Origin of the sequence: Bacillus basilensis (assembly GCF_050630465.1) — a bacterium.
Taxonomy (GTDB): domain Bacteria; phylum Bacillota; class Bacilli; order Bacillales; family Bacillaceae_G; genus Bacillus_A; species Bacillus_A basilensis.
Window position 1 is genome coordinate 63,127 of sequence record NZ_JBNTQO010000014.1, and the last position, 17,551, is coordinate 80,677.

The 17,551-nt window shown below is 34.7% G+C and carries 20 protein-coding genes, 1 pseudogene and 1 riboswitch; of the genes and pseudogenes, 5 read left to right on the plus strand and 16 right to left on the minus strand.

What is annotated here, in order from left to right; all coding sequences use genetic code 11:
• Positions 1-57: 57 nt before the first annotated feature.
• Entirely contained in the window at positions 58-636 is a 579-nt protein-coding gene (locus ACQVV1_RS21880) for a lipoprotein BA_5634 family protein (protein WP_242252363.1), read from the plus strand.
• A 34-nt stretch (positions 637-670) separates the two neighbouring features.
• Here the strand turns inward: ACQVV1_RS21880 and ACQVV1_RS21885 are convergent, their stop codons facing one another.
• From ACQVV1_RS21885 to ACQVV1_RS21895, 3 genes are read right to left on the minus strand one after another with little or no spacing between them, the layout of a single operon-like run.
• Positions 671-841, minus strand: a complete 171-nt coding sequence (locus ACQVV1_RS21885) for a FeoB-associated Cys-rich membrane protein (protein WP_242252361.1) — start codon at positions 839-841, stop codon at positions 671-673.
• 13 nt (positions 842-854) lie between these two features.
• Positions 855-2,843: a ferrous iron transport protein B gene (gene feoB / locus ACQVV1_RS21890; RefSeq protein WP_431169495.1), complete on the minus strand. Its 1,989-nt coding sequence runs from the start codon at positions 2,841-2,843 to the stop codon at positions 855-857.
• On the minus strand, positions 2,840-3,067 hold the full coding sequence (locus ACQVV1_RS21895) for a FeoA family protein (RefSeq protein WP_000060518.1): 228 nt from the start codon (positions 3,065-3,067) through the stop codon (positions 2,840-2,842). The genes feoB and ACQVV1_RS21895 overlap by 4 nt, the downstream gene beginning before the upstream one ends.
• A gap of 194 nt (positions 3,068-3,261) precedes the next feature.
• Positions 3,262-3,363, plus strand: a riboswitch (TPP riboswitch).
• Positions 3,364-3,449: 86 nt separating this feature from the next.
• On the opposite strand from ACQVV1_RS21895, the gene thiT reads away from it, so the two are divergent.
• Positions 3,450-4,121, plus strand: coding sequence for an energy-coupled thiamine transporter ThiT (thiT, locus tag ACQVV1_RS21900; protein WP_063223654.1), 672 nt, complete (start codon positions 3,450-3,452; stop codon positions 4,119-4,121).
• 205 nt (positions 4,122-4,326) lie between these two features.
• Here the strand turns inward: thiT and ACQVV1_RS21905 are convergent, their stop codons facing one another.
• The 6 genes from ACQVV1_RS21905 to ACQVV1_RS21930 form a co-directional block, all read right to left on the minus strand.
• Positions 4,327-6,180, minus strand: a complete 1,854-nt coding sequence (locus ACQVV1_RS21905; protein ID WP_242252359.1) for a sensor histidine kinase — start codon at positions 6,178-6,180, stop codon at positions 4,327-4,329.
• Positions 6,177-6,866, minus strand: a complete 690-nt coding sequence (locus ACQVV1_RS21910) for a response regulator transcription factor (protein ID WP_242252358.1) — start codon at positions 6,864-6,866, stop codon at positions 6,177-6,179. The genes ACQVV1_RS21905 and ACQVV1_RS21910 overlap by 4 nt, the downstream gene beginning before the upstream one ends.
• Positions 6,867-6,904: 38 nt before the next feature.
• Positions 6,905-7,525, minus strand: coding sequence for a class D sortase (locus ACQVV1_RS21915; protein WP_242252357.1), 621 nt, complete (start codon positions 7,523-7,525; stop codon positions 6,905-6,907).
• A gap of 89 nt (positions 7,526-7,614) precedes the next feature.
• On the minus strand, positions 7,615-8,016 hold the full coding sequence (locus ACQVV1_RS21920) for an LPXTG cell wall anchor domain-containing protein (RefSeq protein ID WP_242252356.1): 402 nt from the start codon (positions 8,014-8,016) through the stop codon (positions 7,615-7,617).
• Between the two features lie 177 nt (positions 8,017-8,193).
• The gene (locus ACQVV1_RS21925; protein ID WP_063224330.1) at positions 8,194-8,526 is read right to left on the minus strand and encodes a hypothetical protein; all 333 of its coding nucleotides are present in this window, start codon (positions 8,524-8,526) and stop codon (positions 8,194-8,196) included.
• Between the two features lie 184 nt (positions 8,527-8,710).
• Positions 8,711-8,926, minus strand: a complete 216-nt coding sequence (locus ACQVV1_RS21930; protein WP_242252355.1) for a hypothetical protein — start codon at positions 8,924-8,926, stop codon at positions 8,711-8,713.
• Positions 8,927-9,087: 161 nt separating this feature from the next.
• Here ACQVV1_RS21930 and hpt point away from each other — a divergent pair, with 161 nt between their 5' ends.
• Both hpt and ACQVV1_RS21940 read left to right on the plus strand, forming a co-directional pair.
• Positions 9,088-9,615, plus strand: a complete 528-nt coding sequence (hpt, locus tag ACQVV1_RS21935) for a hypoxanthine phosphoribosyltransferase (protein WP_309259450.1) — start codon at positions 9,088-9,090, stop codon at positions 9,613-9,615.
• Between the two features lie 174 nt (positions 9,616-9,789).
• Complete coding sequence (locus ACQVV1_RS21940; protein ID WP_000167907.1) at positions 9,790-10,692, plus strand: diacylglycerol/lipid kinase family protein; 903 nt, start codon at positions 9,790-9,792, stop codon at positions 10,690-10,692.
• Between the two features lie 70 nt (positions 10,693-10,762).
• On the opposite strand, the pseudogene ACQVV1_RS21945 reads toward ACQVV1_RS21940, so the two are convergent.
• A pseudogene (locus ACQVV1_RS21945) lies at positions 10,763-10,837 on the minus strand (DUF7003 family protein); the annotation flags it as partial.
• Between the two features lie 139 nt (positions 10,838-10,976).
• On the opposite strand from ACQVV1_RS21945, the gene ACQVV1_RS21950 reads away from it, so the two are divergent.
• Positions 10,977-11,924 carry an Rpn family recombination-promoting nuclease/putative transposase gene (locus tag ACQVV1_RS21950; protein ID WP_431169496.1) on the plus strand — a complete coding sequence of 316 codons (948 nt, stop codon included), beginning with the start codon at positions 10,977-10,979 and terminating at the stop codon, positions 11,922-11,924.
• A 54-nt stretch (positions 11,925-11,978) separates the two neighbouring features.
• Here ACQVV1_RS21950 and ACQVV1_RS21955 read toward each other — a convergent pair whose 3' ends face one another.
• The 6 genes from ACQVV1_RS21955 to ACQVV1_RS21980 all read right to left on the minus strand — a co-directional run bounded on the left by ACQVV1_RS21955 (position 11,979) and on the right by ACQVV1_RS21980 (position 17,296).
• Complete coding sequence (locus tag ACQVV1_RS21955) at positions 11,979-13,883, minus strand: ABC transporter permease (RefSeq protein WP_242252351.1); 1,905 nt, start codon at positions 13,881-13,883, stop codon at positions 11,979-11,981.
• Positions 13,870-14,640 carry an ABC transporter ATP-binding protein gene (locus tag ACQVV1_RS21960; protein ID WP_431169498.1) on the minus strand — a complete coding sequence of 257 codons (771 nt, stop codon included), beginning with the start codon at positions 14,638-14,640 and terminating at the stop codon, positions 13,870-13,872. Before ACQVV1_RS21960 ends, ACQVV1_RS21955 begins: the two co-directional genes overlap by 14 nt.
• 179 nt (positions 14,641-14,819) lie before the next feature.
• Entirely contained in the window at positions 14,820-15,236 is a 417-nt protein-coding gene (locus ACQVV1_RS21965; protein ID WP_242252348.1) for an SRPBCC family protein, read from the minus strand.
• A 17-nt stretch (positions 15,237-15,253) separates the two neighbouring features.
• Positions 15,254-16,264: an aldo/keto reductase gene (locus tag ACQVV1_RS21970; RefSeq protein ID WP_242252346.1), complete on the minus strand. Its 1,011-nt coding sequence runs from the start codon at positions 16,262-16,264 to the stop codon at positions 15,254-15,256.
• Between the two features lie 430 nt (positions 16,265-16,694).
• Positions 16,695-16,874, minus strand: a complete 180-nt coding sequence (locus ACQVV1_RS21975) for a hypothetical protein (RefSeq protein ID WP_029440251.1) — start codon at positions 16,872-16,874, stop codon at positions 16,695-16,697.
• Between the two features lie 74 nt (positions 16,875-16,948).
• Positions 16,949-17,296: a YxeA family protein gene (locus ACQVV1_RS21980; RefSeq protein WP_242252344.1), complete on the minus strand. Its 348-nt coding sequence runs from the start codon at positions 17,294-17,296 to the stop codon at positions 16,949-16,951.
• Between the last annotated feature and the right edge of the window lie 255 nt (positions 17,297-17,551).

Here is a 17,551-nt window from a genome sequence, read left to right on the forward strand (position 1 = left end):
TTTCAGAACTAATACAAAAATGTATTTACTATAAAACATATAAAAGGAGAAATCATCATGAAAAAATTAGTAGGAATCGGATTAGCAGCAGCAATTTCATTCGGAGCATTATCAGGTTGTTCTTTATTAGGAGAAAAAGCGAACGGCTTTGTACTGTACGGATCAGAAGAGCAAGTTCAGCAAATTACAGATAAAAACAAAAAAGAAGTGAAAGAAAAAGACTTCTATAAAATGAAAATGACAACATTAGAAGGTAAAAAAGTTCTTGTCATGGATAAGAAAACTGGTGAAGAACTAGTGAAGAAAGAATTACTTAGCAAAGTGGATGCAAAAGACGATACGAAACCACTTGATAAATTACCGGCTGTAACAGCAGAACAAGGTGTATTATTCGCAAAAGAAAAAATAGAAAATGCTACAATTGATGGCGCAAAATTAAAATATGAAGGCAATACAATTATCGGAAGTGGCCGTGCATATGCAGATATGTTCGCGATTGTTGATGATGCAACTTACGGAAATGTAAAAGGTGATGAAAAATCTGTTGGGGTATTAAAATTCGATAAAGACCCTAGTAAAGAATTCCCTGGAAAGAATGGTGTAGAATCATCACAACTTGTAAAAATTAAAAAGTAATAAAAAAGCTTTGCGAAATTCGCAAAGCTTTTTTCTATTTATTATGAGCAATTTTCTCCATATCCGGACTACAAGTTTGCGACTCGCATGATTTATTTAAAGAACATGCGGCGCATTTTCCCTTTTTACTTCTCTTTACAAAATGAACTAACGTATATGCTGCATAACCAAAAATGATAGCTCCAATTATAATATTGACCATCATTATACATCTCCTTTTAGAATCCGAGTAAAGATCCAACTTGGTATATAGTAAGCGTTAATACATAAGCAACTACGAGCGGATAAACGACTGAGAAAATCGTCCATTTCGCTGATCCAGTTTCACGTTTAATAACAGCCACCGTCGCTAAACACGGAACATATAATAAAATAAAGAACATAAATGCATAAGCTGATAACGCAGTATAATGTGCTCCCATTACATTGCCAAGCACATCTTCTTTCACCGCATAAATAATTGCCATTGTAGAAACAACAACTTCCTTCGCTAAAAATCCTGTTAAAAGAGATGCCGCAGCTTGCCACGTTCCAAAACCGAGCGGGGCAAATAATGGTGCGATAAATCCGCCAATCATCGCTAAATAACTGTCTCCCATATCAACACCAAATCCTGATGGACCTGCATAATTTAATAGCCAAATGACAACAGAACCACCGAAGATAAATGTACCTGCTTTACGAACAAATCCTTTCCCTTTCTCCCAAGTACTTAGCCATAACGTTTTCGCTTGCGGTACGCGGTAAGGCGGTAGTTCAATAACGAAAATAGACTTCTCCGCTTTTAAAATTGTAAGAGACATAATCTTTGTAACTAATAACGCAAGGACTATCCCTGCAACATATAAAGAAAACACAACAGTTGCCTGACTATGAGGGAAGAATACGCCCGCAAATAACGCATATACAGGTAAACGTGCTGAACAAGACATAAATGGTGTTACAAGAACTGTAAGTAAACGTTCTTTCTCTTGTTCAATCGTTCTCGCTGCCATAATACCTGGAACGTTACATCCAAAACCAATAATCATCGGAATGAACGCTTTTCCGTTTAAACCGAAGAATTCCATAATTCTATCCATAACAACTGCAATTCGCGCCATATATCCTGAGTCTTCTAATAATGAAATGAAAAAGAATAGTGCAAAGATTTGTGGAACGAATACTAATACAGCACCAACACCGGCAATAATGCCTTCTGTAACGAGCGCTTGAATAAAATCAGAAGCTCCGACACTCGTGAGCCCAGCCGTCACCCAATCCGTAAGCTGTCCACCAAAAAACTCATCTAACATATCAGATAACGGTGTACCAATCCACGTAAACGTAACCTGAAAAATAAAAAACATAACTGCTAAAAAGATTGGAAGTCCTAAAACTTTATGTGTAATTAACCTATCAATTTTTTCCGAAAAAGGAATTTTTCCTTCTTTCTCATGCTTCATAACATTTGTTTTTAACTTTTCAATATACGCTTCACGAGTTTTGTAAATATGCTCCTCCAACGTACAATCAAGTTTTCCCTCTAAGCGAGATCGAATGGCTATAAGCTCCTTATAAATTGGTAATGCTTTCATTTCTTTTTCTACTACTTCGTTATTACTTAAAAATTGAAGCGCTAACCATCTCGGATGCTCGTAATTCTCTTTTTCTAAAAGAGAAATTGCTTCTCCAATTCCTTCATCCAGTTGTACACCATATGAAATAATGAATGGCTTTTTCTCACTTTTGTCATTTTCTTTAAGAGTCGCAAGTAGTTCTTCACAGCCTTTTCCGCTTCTTGCAACGACAGGAACGACTGTTACACCTAATAGTTCTGATAACCTTTTTACATCAATTACAATTCCTCTTTGCTTCGCCACATCAACCATATTTAAACCAATTGAAACCGGCTTACCAAATTCAAGTAACTGCAACGTTAAATGCATATTTCGTTCAAATTGCGAGGAATCCACAATATTTAACATATGCTGAAATTCTTCTGTTAGTAGAAAGTTTGTTACAACACCCTCATCACGCGAAACTGGGTTCAAATCATATACGCCTGGTAAATCGATTAATGTCCCTTGTCTATCTTTTAATTTACCAACCTTTTTTTCTACTGTTACACCGCTCCAGTTTCCTACGTATTCATAAGAACCAGTAAGTGCATTAAATAATGATGTCTTCCCTGTATTTGGATTCCCTAGCAAAGCTACCTTATTCACGCTAATTCCACCTTTATCATTTTCGCGTCACAATGACGAATACTAATTAACTGTCCACGACACTCCAATGTACAAGGACCTTTGAACATCGCTTTCTGCTTCATGCGAAGTTCGCTTCCTTCAGAAAGACCAAAAGCCGCCAATCTTCTCTTTAGTAAATGATCTAAAGACTGAACGCTTTTTACTAACACTTTCTCACCGATTTTAATATCTACTAAGCTCATAACCTTCCCCCTCAAAAGAGAATGATAATTATTTTCAGAGAAATTATAGCACACTCTATTTCTCTTGTACTATACCCTTTTGCTTCATATTTATTAACATTTTGCTACAATTCTATTTCAATCATTGTCATAACAGATTCGTTTGCCATTCTCATCCATTTCGCTTACAATAAACAATAGCAAATAAAGAATCTCGTTATCACAGGGGGAGCCTTACCGCTGAGAGGGAACACTTCGTTCCGACCCTTAGAACCTGTTAGTTAATGCTAACGCAGGGATTGTGCAAACGTCCGAAATACATACCTCTTTTTTATTTACGTATTTCGTATCCTCCTATGATATCTATTCTTTTTTGTACAACTTTAATTTAGGGGGAGACAACATGCGTAACACCAATTTACAAGCGATGATTGAATCTGCTATTCTTGCAGCCTTCGCCATGGTCATCGACATTTTACCATTATCAATTAAACTTCCAACAGGCGGTTCCATCTCATTTGCTATGATTCCTATTTTTATTATCGCATACCGCTGGGGCTTCAAAATGGCTTTCTTAGGAGGCTTAATTTGGGGATTATTACAAATTGTAGTCGGAGATGCCATTATCGTCACACCAATTCAAGTACTCATTGAATACTTCGTTGCTTTCGCATTCATTGGATTTGCTGGTTTATTCTATCGTCCTATTCAAAAGGCACTTTTAACAACCAATGAAAATAGTGAAGAACAATCCAATTTAGGTAGCCGTAAAGACAAACCTTCTTCAAAACAGAACGAAGGAAAGAAAGTTCTTGGTTACATTATTGTTGCTACATTTATTGGTAGCTTTGCTCGCTACTTCTGTCACTTTATTGCTGGTATTATTTTCTGGGGACAATATGCACCGAAAGGTCAATCCGCTGTGCTTTATTCATTAATCGTAAACGGTAGCGTAATGATTGGTTCCTACATTCTATGTACCGTTTTACTTATATTTTTATTCCTTACTTCACCACGCTTATTCAAGAGCATCAATGCTTATCAAATAAATGCAAACAAAAAGAGCGCTTCATGAGCGCTCTTTTTTTCATATCGTAATATCAATTAAAAAAACAATAAATGCACAAAAGAAAATAAATACCATTATACTTAGCCAATTGCTATGCACGGTTCATCGACTCCTTACATAACCTCATTTTCTAACACGATTATATCGCTTGAAAATAAAGATTAGGTAAAGATAATATGAAAATAACTTAAAAAAGCGTAGATCATATTGTCTACGCTTTTTTCGGTAAATAGAAGTAAAATAATACACCATCTTCTGTATTCTTTACTCCATATTCAGCATCATGCAGTTCTAAAATATTCTTCGAAATAGCAAGCCCAAGACCTGTTCCACCTTGCGAACGCTGACGAGCTGCATCCACGCGATAAAAACGATCCCAAATTTTATCTAATTGTTCTTCTTCAATGTGAGTACCTTTATTTTCAATACATACTTTTATACGACCTTTCTCATCTATTGTAGAAATAATAATATCTTCTTTATTTGGTGTATAACGTATGGCATTCGTAATGAAATTTACGATGACTTGTTCAATCCGGCCTTGATTTGCCATCACTTCAAATGGACCTATATTTTTATGAACACAAAGTTCTTTTTTCTCTATTTCTACAGACAGATGTTCACATATATCTTCAATTACTGTATCAATATAAAATAAATCCATTTTCATTTTATATGTACCTGACTCAAATTTAGCTAACTCAAGCATATCCAAAATTAACGTATCCATTTTATCTACTTCTCGTTCCATTGCCTGAAAATAGTACTCTTTTTTATGCTCAGCTACCCCGTCTTTTAAAATAGAAATACAGCTTTTCATAATACTTAGCGGTGTTTTTAATTCATGTGAAACACCAGAAATGAATTCTTTTCGCGTTTTTTCTAACTTTCTTTCCTTTTCAATATCTTCTTCTAACTGTCCAATATGCGAATGGAGTTTATTCGATAGCACATTAATATTTTTCGATAAATCCCCAATTTCATCTTTTGAAGTAATCGGTATTCTTTCTGTAAAATCTAATTTTGCTATTTTCTTCGTCGTATCATTTATTTTTAATAACGGTTTTGCAATTTGTTTTGAATAATAAAACGAAGCTAAAAAAATAAGAACGACTACAAATGCAATGATATAGATGTAGTAATCTTGCACCATTTGTACAGCTTCATCTACGGGCTGTAAAGAAGCCATCGCATAAATATATGTTACTGATCCGTCTTTTTCTTTTATTGGTTTGATTAATAATTTATATTTAATATCATTTTTTTCATAGTCCATTGTTTGTGTTGCATACTGTATGTGCTTGCTCTCTTTTAATAATAAATCTGTTTGAAATTCTTTTATGTTATCTAAGAATATACTATTTTTATAAATTGGATTTACAAGACCTTTTACATCTGGAAACTGTACTTTCGTAACAACCCCACCTATGTAAGCATCTGGTTCTTGGGCAGCTTGCTCCTGAACAGCCGGCTTCTTTTCCTTACCTACTTGTTCCTCAGCTGCTTTCTTTTTCTCCTCATCTAATTTACTCATTTTCTCCTTAAATGCTTTTTCTAACGGTTTATTAGATCCGCTTAAAGTCTTCTTAGATAACGAGAAAGAGAATGGAATAAAACTATCTTCTTTTTTCACGCCAGAAAAAGAAATTCCTTGGCCTAGAAACTGATCTGATGATTTATTATCAATCTCTTCTATATTGACGAGATTGTATAAAGGAATTTTGAATATTTGTTGTCCAAAGCTCTTTTGTTGCCTACGATCTATCGTTACCTCAAAATAAAAATCATCTGCATGCTTTAAATTCCCGTTCTGATCTAATGTCGTAATCCACGTATTATTTTCTCTTAAAAAGTCTTGCTCCAGCTTCTGAATTCCTTCTGCACTTCCTGCATAGTTCAAATAATTCTTTTCGAAGGAATTTAAATTCACTTTAATATCTTCCACTTTTCGATTCGCATAATATTGTTTAAAAAATATCGTTTGTCCAATAAATATCGTCGCTAAAATTAACATACATAATGCTGTTGTGAGGGTAAATAATTTTAGTACAATCCCTTTTCTCATACATTCCCCTCAAATTTATAACCTGTTCGCACTACAGTTGTAATGTACTTTGCTTTCTCTCCCAATTTGTTTCTCAAATTACGAATATGGCTATTAACCGTTCGATCATCACCAGCAAATTCATATCCCCAAATTCTTGAAATCAATTGTTCTCTCGTTAAAACGATTCCTTGATTTTTCATGAAATACGCTAATATTTCAAATTCTGTATGTGTTAAATTAATGTCTGTTCTATTTACTGTAACAGTGCGCGACGGAAAATGAACGTGAATACCGTGGATTGATAATGTATCATCTTCATTCTCTAAGAGTTGCTTTGTCACTTTTCTACTTTCTAACAACCTTTTCGCTCTTGCTAATAAAATGGGCGGACTATATGGCTTCGTCACATAGTCATCTGCCCCGAGTTCAAAACCAAGTAACGTATCATCTTCATCTACACGTGCCGTTAGCATAATAATCGGAACCTCGGATGCCTTACGGATTCTTCGGCAAACGGACCACCCATCAAGTTCCGGCAACATAATATCAAGAATAACTAAATCAACCTCTTCTTCCTCAAATACAACTAAAGCTTCCTTCCCATCTCTTGCTTCAAACACCATATATTTCTCACTTAAAAAATAGTCTTTCAATATTTCACGTAATATATCTTCATCTTCAACAATTAAAATGTTTTTTGCCATAACTTATGTATCCCCCTCCCGCTTTTAGAAACTACAATTCACTTTGAATAACTAGCAGTTAACTTCGCCTCGATAATATATCTATCTGGTGCATCTCCTATATAATCAAATGGATAGCAAGTCGTCAGCGTTAATATCGGTTCTTCTTTTTTTATAATAACAGTCCGATCATCCGCATGGGTAATCCATGTCTTTTGAATTTCATATGTGTACGTTTTATTATCATACTCTAAAACAAGAGTGTCTTTTTCTTTTAACTCTCCTAACTCTGTAAATACAGTATCCCGGTGCCCACTTAGTACAGTATGTCCCCCTCCAGATGGCGTTGTCGTTAAATCACTAACGAACATTCCAACCCCTTTCTTCAACGTTGCATCATCTGCTCCCCAATATATAGAAAACTTCTTTTTTATTTTCGGTATATTTAACATTGCTACCTTTTCTCCTTCTTTATGCTCTGTTTGAGAAGAAGGTACTTGAGAAGTTACGGGTGTTTCATGTGAAAGTTGATCATGTTTTATATTGTTAAGGCTCTTTATTTCTTCTGTCGTTAATTCTTGCGCAGAGCTTTTTCCTTTATACCATTCCATAGCATAATATGATCCCATAAATAGTCCTATAGCCATCAATATAATTCCAATATAATTGAGTACCTTCATATTTCATCCCTCCATGCCAAAAATGGTAGGAATAACCTACCATTTTTAATATATGAAATTATCCCATTCTTTATAGGGCAATATTTTATTTACGCCTTAACTTTATTACGGCGATTCAAACCAAATAACGTCCCTATCCCTACAAGGCACGCGCTTAGTGCCATCATTGCTACATTATTAGATGCTGTATTTGGTAATTTTTCACCTTGTACAACTGGCGTTGCTACTTCTTTTTTTACTGCATCATTTTTTTGTTGTACTTGCGCTGCTTCTTTTTTTGCCATATCATTTTTTAACTGTTCTTGTGCTATTCTCTTTTTCTCTTCTTCACTCTTTTGCTGTATCTTAATTGCTTCTTCTTTTTTTGCTTTATCTTGCTGCACTTGCGCTGCATCTTCCTTTGTTACTGTTCCAGTATCCGCACTTGCTACTGAAGAATATCCTACTGTTAAAAGTGCCATTGCACAGATCGGTAATAGTTTCTTTTTCATTTTATTTCTCTCCTTTTATACGTTTTACATCACTTCGCATCGGATGTATCACTAGAATAAACAAGAGATATAAATATAAGATGCAGATGAAATATATTTCATTTAAAGATTTCATTGTAAAAAAATAAAAAAACATCGCAATATATACGATGTTTTTTCAGGTGTGTGTCTCAATATTTACATGTTACTTTCGCGTGATTTCGAAGTAGAATGGGCCGGAGCGATAACTAATTGTCTCGGCTCAGTTTTCTTTAAGTGATTTTTGACGTTACACTTACGACGTTGAACAACCCACGCTTTAATAGGGTTTGTCAAAATAATCTTTTGCTCTTCGTTAGGGGTCTCTTCTTCAAACCTACAACTTTCGCTCCATTTATTCCATTTCATTGTAAATTTAGAAGAAGAATGATCATCTTCTCGATCAAACAAGTGCAAAAAATCCATTTCGCCAGCTAGCATTACGGTGTTGCTAGTTGCTAAAAAAGAAAAGGTCGTCCAACGTTTCTCCATGCCCTCCTACTCCTTTTTCACATATAGAGTGCCTAAAACTTAATTTACCTAAAATATGCTTGCCTTTTACCTTACACCCATAGTTTATCCAAAACACTACTATGCAACTATCGATTTGCCTTACAACTACCTTACATTTTTGTAAGAAATAAAAAAACCTTCACTCTCTATACGTGAAGGTTTCTCATTTTTCATCTATATGATCTTTCATATGATCGACTCCAACTTCTTGCAGCTGTGACATCATACCATGGGAGATTGCGCCTAATACTAAAGTCATTCCAATTAGTGAAATCCGAATCGCTGGTACATCAATTATGTAGGCCAAACTACCAAGAACAATTGTTAAAAGTAATGCTTTTATAAATGTTGCACTTGTATACTCTTTCTTTCTCATCATAATCACCCTTCATGGAAGCGTTTTCTTAATGTAATCAGTATATCATATCATCTGACTATTTTGTGGGGATTTCTGTAAAAAACTTATATCTTCTTTGACTTTTTCCTTCCTATCCTTTACAGTCGAAATGTTCACAAGTTTTACACTGTAGGAGGACTCCAATGAATATTGAAATAAAAGACACTTTAATTTCTGAAGAACAATTACAAGAAAAAGTAAAAGAATTAGCGCTTCAAATCGAGCGTGACTTTGAAGGAGAAGAAATCGTAGTCATCGCTGTACTAAAAGGATCTTTCGTATTCGCTGCTGATTTAATTCGTCACATTAAAAACGAGGTAACAATCGACTTTATTTCTGCATCTAGCTACGGAAATCAAACAGAAACAACTGGAAAAGTTAAACTATTAAAAGATATCGACGTAAACATTACTGGAAAAAACGTAATTGTCGTAGAAGACATTATCGATTCTGGTTTAACACTTCACTTCTTAAAAGATCACTTCTTTATGCATAAACCAAAGGCACTCAAATTCTGTACGTTACTTGATAAACCTGAACGTCGTAAAGTTGACTTAAAAGCTGAATATGTTGGCTTCCAAATTCCAGACGAATTTATCGTTGGCTACGGCATTGACTGCGCAGAAAAATATCGTAACTTACCATTTATCGCTTCAGTTGTAACGAAATAATCGTATAACTTAAAAAATCGATAGTACATAAAATTTATATCGGCGATTTTTTAAATATATCGACTTACCGACAATAACTGACAATCTTAGCACCCTATTAATAGGAAGAAGCTGTTCTGAAATACATCAGAACAGCTCCTTCTTTCCATTACAAAAAACAGGGAGAGATGAAATATGACAAAGACAAAATTTGAAAAAGTACTCCTCATCGTAAATCCAAAAGCTGGACAAGGCGACTTACATACAAATTTAACGAAAATCGTACCACCTCTTGCCGCAGCTTTTCCTGACTTACACATCCTTCATACGAAAAAGCAAGGTGATGCAACAAAATATTGCCAAGAGTTTGCTAGTAAAGTAGATTTAATTATCGTCTTTGGTGGTGACGGAACAGTATTTGAATGCACAAACGGCTTAGCACCTCTTGAAACTAGACCTACACTTGCAATCATTCCAGGCGGAACTTGCAATGACTTCTCTCGTACACTCGGCGTTCCGCAAAACATTGCAGAAGCAGCAAAACTTATCACAAAGGAACACGTAAAACCAGTTGACGTCGCAAAAGCAAATGGACAACACTTCTTAAACTTCTGGGGCATTGGACTTGTCTCTGAAGTATCAAATAATATTGATGCAGAAGAAAAAGCAAAGCTTGGAAAAATCGGCTACTACTTAAGTACAATTCGGACTGTAAAAAATGCTGAAACATTCCCGGTAAAAATTACGTACGACGGACAAGTATATGAAGACGAAGCTGTTCTTGTTATGGTTGGCAACGGTGAATATCTTGGTGGTATCCCTTCCTTTATTCCGAATGTAAAATGCGATGACGGAACACTTGATATTTTCGTAGTCAAATCAACAGGTATTCAAGCATTTAAAGATTATATCGGAAAGAAACTATTTGAAGACTCAAATGAAAATGACATCTTCCACGTAAAAGCGAAATCCATTCATATTGAAACAGAGGAAGAAAAAGAAGTAGATACAGATGGAGAAAGTTCCCTTCACACACCTTGTCAAATTGAATTGTTGCAAGGGCACTTTACGATGATTTATAATCCTGCGGTTGTGTAATACAAAAAAGACGAGCTAAAATGTTAGCTCGTCTTTTTTCTTAGAAAGGTTTTAGTCTACTCTTTCGTTGTTAATATGAGTTTTCGTAATCAAACTCCACCCAATTTTTCCAGTGCGTATTAGCATTCTTATTTACAATTTCACTAGAGTATACCATAGACATACTTACCTTTCATTTTCTAATAATAGTACTAAAAAATAGTAGAATGGCTGGTTTGCATGCCCTAGTTATTTTTAGGTACAATGAAGGAAAGAAGCACCTTAATATAAGGAGAGGACAACCTTTGTGCAACCAACATTTAGTTAATTTACGCATTGATCTTGCATTTAAACAATTGTTTGGTACGAATGGTAGTGAAGATATTCTCATTGCCTTTTTAAACGCGATGTTACAAGAGTCTTTAGCGTCACCTATTGCTTCTCTACAAATAGAAGATCCACATTTACACAGGGAACATGAAGAAGATAAGTTATCTATTTTAGATATTTCAGCTACATTAGACACAGGAACAAAAGTCAATGTAGAAATACAACTCAATAATAATCACGATATGATTAAACGCAGCTTATATTATTGGGGAAGATTATACACATCTCAACTACAAAAAGGGATGCCCTACAGCGCACTTCATAAAACCATCACCATAAATTTATTAAACTTCGTAATGTTTTCCGAACAAAAATCCTTCCATACAACGAGCATATTATGGAATACTCAACAACAAAAACTATTAATTGATGACATAGAAATTCACATTGTAGAAATTCCAAATCTAACAATGCAGTGGCATGAAGAAAAGGTCAATCCATGGAAAGATCCATTTGCTAGATGGCTCTTATTACTTACCGCAAATGAGGATGAACACTTAACTAAAACATTGGAGGACATTGCTATGAACCGAGATCCTATTTTACAAAAGGCATTACATAAATGGGAACGTATGAGTCAAGATTCCTCTTTTCGTCAAGCTTATGACGCAAGAGAAAAGGTTTTAATGGATGAAGCAGCAAAATTTGCCCATGCAGAGACAGAAGGAATAAAAAGAGGAATGGAACAAGGGATTAAAAAAGGGCTTGAACAAGGCATTGAAAAAGGGCGAAAAGAAGGAGTTCAACAGGGGAAAATTCAAATGATTAAAAGTATGTATAATCTTGGTATACCGCTTGAAACAATTGCTAAGGCAAGTAAATTGAGTGTACATGATGTTGAACGAATTTTAGAAAATAAATAATGATAAAAAGGCGAAAGAGAACATAATTTTCACTATGTTCTCTTATGCTCTTTTTTATTTACTAACAATCCCAAAATAAGCACGAACCGTCAACAAATAATAACCAATATAAATAACGCTATACACGCCGATGCTAATTAATAACGGAACTGCAATTTCATACGGAAGTACTGTCGCTAATCCTGTTAGCGCAAATAAAGTGTGTAATATACCTACTACTAAAGGAATGAAGAAAATAAATCTCATTTGTTTTGCGATTGCTTTTTTCATTTCTTTTTTCGTGACACCGAGTTTTCGAAGAACGATGTAACGCTCACGATCTGCATGTGCTTCTGTTAATTGTTTGAAGTAAATGATAGACCCTGTTGCGAGTAAAAATACAAGTCCTAAGAACATACCACTAAACATCATTAACCCTGTTTTTTCAATACCATCACGGAATATCGTGTAAAAATCACCAAACTGTCTTTTTCCTTCTGCATCTTCTTCTGGTATTAATTTCTGTAGTTTTTCTGTTAACAGTTTACTATTTCGATCATCTTTCACATCAATATTTTTCACAGTATGAGAACCAATTGTCTTCTTCGCTTGCTCATACGCTTCATCCGGAACGACAACTACAAGTTCATATAAGTTTGTAATATTTCGTCCTTTTACATCTTTCATTTGTACTGGTGCTACTCCTCCAATGGGGAATATAACTTTTCCATTTTTATATACACCACTATCCCCATTTCTTTCACTATACATGCCATCAAATGCATACGCTTCATTCTTCTTTAAATTTATAGTTTCCTCATTTGCATATGTTGCGATTGTATTAAATGATGACTGTGCAATAAGTTCTGTTGTTCTTGATTGTAATGAAGTTCCATCACCGTATTCTCCTACTACGTTTACCGTCTCTAGTTCATATTGATGAATGACTTCATTCTTTCCTTCTTTTAAAATCTCATTCACTTTACGATCTAGTTCCATATCTTTCTTTTCGTATGAATAACTAACTGGATGATATTTCTTCGCCTGCATATATGTGTTGTAATACATCGTAACAGAAGTTCCAACCGCCGTTAACGTTACTGCACTTAATACTGCAATTGTTGCTAAAGATTTTGCATTTCCTTTAATGCGGTATAGTAATTGAGATGTCGTCACCATTTTCATTCCGTTATAAAATGAAGATTTTTTATTTCGCACTCTTTTTAATGCAAAAACAGTAAAGAACTTAAATAATAAATATGTTCCAAGTACTGTCGCTAATAAAATATAAAGTGCAAGTGGCATAAAGTTATCACTGTTTGAATTTTTAATAGCCGTTACTGACAAGAAATAACCTGATCCAATTAATAATAAAGAAATGATAGCCATTATTTTAGAATCTTTCGGCATGATTTCGCCTTCGTTATCTGCACGGAATAACTCGATTAACTTAAATTGATAAATAACGCGGTATCCTTTAAATGATGTGTATAAAATGATGAGACAAAAAATAAATGCTGTATCTATAACCGCTCCAATTGGCACTTCAAAATGAACATTTACATGTAGCTCTAACATATTTAAAAGTAGCTTTAGGAATCCTTTTGAAAGTAAACTACCAATTACAATTCCGATTACTAACGATAATAAACCCATTAACATGTTTTCATAAAAAAGCATTTTACCTATTTCTTTTTTTCGAATACCAAGTAAAGAATAAAGACCCATTTCTTTCTTACGCTTTCGTGTAAAGAAACCATTCGAATATATAATAAATATCGCAACGAAAATAATGAGCATTACACTCGCAAGCTGGAATCCTCGTCCGATGTTATCTCCAGCTTCACTTATTTGTGAATTGTATTGCAACGCCTTAAAGGTAAAATAAATGACGATGCTAAAAATCATAGAAGCAAAGTATATAAAGTAATCTTTAAAATTTCGTTTTATATTACGAAGGGCGATGCTAGATAAGCTCATTTGTCGCACCTCCAGATATGGAAGACATCACATCAATAATTTGCTGGAAGAACTGTTTTCGTGTCATCTCTTTACGATGTAATTCTTTATATAACTTTCCATCTTTAATAAATACAACGCGTTTACAATAACTTGCTGCAAACGCATCATGCGTTACCATTAAAATCGTTACAAGATCTTTTTCATTTAATGTCTTCATACTTTCTAATAAATCCGTCGCTGACTTTGAATCAAGCGCACCAGTTGGCTCATCTCCAAAAATCATACTTGGATTTGTTACAATCGCTCTTGATGCCGCGCAGCGTTGTTTTTGTCCACCTGACGCTTCATACGGATACTGATTTAAAATATGATCTATACCAAACTTCTTTGCAATTGCCTCTACGCGAGATTCTACTTCTTTCGCCTTCACTTTTGATAAAGCGAGCGGCAATACAATATTTTCCCTTACTGTTAACGTATCTAATAAATTATAATCTTGAAAAATGAATCCTAAATGATTACAGCGAAAGAGTGCCAATTCATCATCATTCATCTTCACAATATCTTTTCCATCAATTAAAATCTCACCTTTTGAAGCTGTATCAATAGTAGAAAGAACATTCAAAAGCGTCGTCTTACCAGAACCAGACGGTCCCATAATACCGACAAACTCTCCTTCTTTCACCTGCAGATGAATATCTTTCAACGCTTCAAACGTATTCCCGCCTGTATTATATATTTTCGAAATCCCTTTCGCTTCTAACATTGTTTTCATCTATCTGTACCTCCTGTTATTATTCTTGATGTTCTTTTTAAGCAACAGAATTCAGTATAGATACATTTTCTTAACAAATAGTGCTAGGGTTTCTTAATATTTTCTTAAAAAGAAATGCAATAATCATAAAAAAGTCTGCAGTTGTTACACTGCAGACTTTCAAATGTTTAATAGATTGATTAAGCTAAATATGCTTGTTGTAATGCCTCTAAGCCATCTTTATAAATTCCATGGAATAGATGAATTGCCTCTTCATCAGTAACCTCTACAGGAGTGAAGCTACCAGACCATTCAACTAATGATGTGTTAGCATCTTTACCTTCTTTAACACGAATTGTAGATAAATAATTCGTCACAGGGAACGGTGCTTGCATAATTGAATATGTGTAGTAGCGCTCTTTCTCATTAAATGCTTCTAAACGCTCTACAATCTCATCGCCATCAGGATTAGCTAAATGACGTACACGTCCGCCTTCCGTTACTTTACTGCTAGGAATATACGGTAACCAATCTGGAAGTGCATCAAAGCCTCCAATTAATTGCCATACTTGTTCAGGTGAAGCTGGAATTTCAATAGATGTAATAGTATTTGCCATTTTCATTACTCTCCTTTTTATTTAACGTTAATTGGTAGTGGTGCATTAGCTGCAACTAATTTTTGTTCACGCATTTCTTCCCAGAACGCTGCCGGAATTACTGTTTTCAATGCAGCTTGGTCTTCTGCAATTCTTTCCGGTTTACTTGCACCAGGAATAACAGCTGCAACCGCTGGGTTAGCCAGTGAAAACTGTAAAGCAGCAGCTTTAATACTGATTCCATGACGATCTGCAAGGTTTTTAATTTTATTAACTTTTGCAATGATTTCTGGTGACGCTTTTTGGTATTCGAAGTGAGCACCTCCAGCAAGAACGCCTGAGCTATATGGTCCACCAACAACAATGTCCATATTGTTGTTTACAGCAGCAGGCATTACGCGTTCTAGCGCACGCTCGTGGTCTAATAATGAATAGCGACCAGCTAGTAAAGAAACATTTGGTTTTGCTTCTTCTAAGTCCAGCATAAGTTCAATTGATTCTACTTTATTTACTCCAAGGCCCCAGCCTTTAATTACACCTTCATCACGTAATTGAGTAAGTGCACGGAATGCTCCTGTTCGAGCAATTTCAAATTGTGAAATCCACTCATCTCCATAAAAATCTTGTGCTACATCATGAATATAAACAAAATCTAGACGATCTGTTTTTAAACGTTTTAAACTATCTTCAATAGAACGAAGAGTTGCATCCGCACTGTAGTCGTTGATAATTTTATTTTTACGACCAAATTCGAAAAGTCCGCCTTTTTCACCTAAATCACGTGTAGATGGATCTTCCAATTCATCTGAAATAATTCGACCTACTTTTGTACTTAAGAAGTACTCATCACGATTTCTTTTCGATAGTGCTTCACCAAGACGAATCTCTGCTAAACCAGATCCATAAAGTGGAGCTGTATCAAAGTAACGAACACCATTATCCCAAGCAGCATCTACTGTTGCGATTGCTTCTTCTTCCGGAATATTACGGTACATATTACCTAGTGGTGCTGTACCAAAACCAAGTGTACCTTTTAATAAATCTTTCATTTAAAATCTCCTCCTAAAATCTATTTAAAAATGGTTAATGGATATCAATTAATGTGAAAAGGACTGACCTAAAGGATTCGGGTAGGCAAAGCCGTATACACTTCAAAGCACGATAGTTATTAAAAATAACGTAGATGCTTTTTAGTTCCACACTACTCATTTCCCTCTCACGTATGTAATTATGTCTTATCTACAACGCAATAAAAAGTACGCACTTTAAAGTGTTATAGATACTAATAAGTAACAATTTTATGTTTCAACGTCTGTAGCTTCAAAATAAAATGATTAAAAATGATTTTATAAAAAAATCCCCTATTCTTGCGGAGGTAACTGTAGAAATTATCAGTGGAACATAGAAAGTTGTTATTATTTCTTCATAACAAAAGATCACAACGAATCGAAATATGTTCGTTGTGATCTTTTACCTTATTTAAAATATTAAATTACATTTCGAACAAAAAGGAGCAGAATTCCCTTTTCTAATTTTCGCATCACATTTTGGACAATATACGTATCGCTCTTCTATCTTTTGTCGTTCTATCATATGTAAAGATACTACCCTCATACTACACATAATCCCAATTAATATAAGACTAACAATGAGTAGCATACCTCTCACTCCTCCCTTTAAATTTTACCATAAAATAACAAACCCGATTCTCTCATTAAGAATCGGGTTTATACTTACAATCCTAACTTTGCCTTCGCACCGTCAGGAATTTTATCTATCGTTACTTGCACTTTATCATGTAAAATCTTTCCCCTTGTAAGCACATGCCAGTACGAACCTTTTTGTAATTCACCTACTCCATCAATCGTTACTTCTTTTTCTTTCCCATCCTTATCGTAAGCTTTCACCGTATATTCACGGCCTTTATTTCCGCCTAACTCTTTTCCATCATTATCAATAATTGCGTAATGATTCTCTATATCAAGAAATGGGTTCATCTGATCTAATAGCTTACTCCCATTTAATAAATATGCCGCTCCTGCGACGATAACAATCATTGCTCCAAAAATAAATCTTTTCATCTATATTCCGCCTTTCATTATGTTTTTATTTATGACATTTCTAAGTATAGGACGCATTTCTTAATAAAAACTCATATGGTTTCTTAACTTTTTCTTAATGTAGAGAACATGTGAGATCACATCTAGGTACATGAAATTATATCGACGATTTTTCAAATATATCGAACACAAATCGAAATATATCAACGATTTTTTCAATATATCGACGTTTCGACAAGGAATATCGACTTACCGACAAAAACTGACAGTAGAACC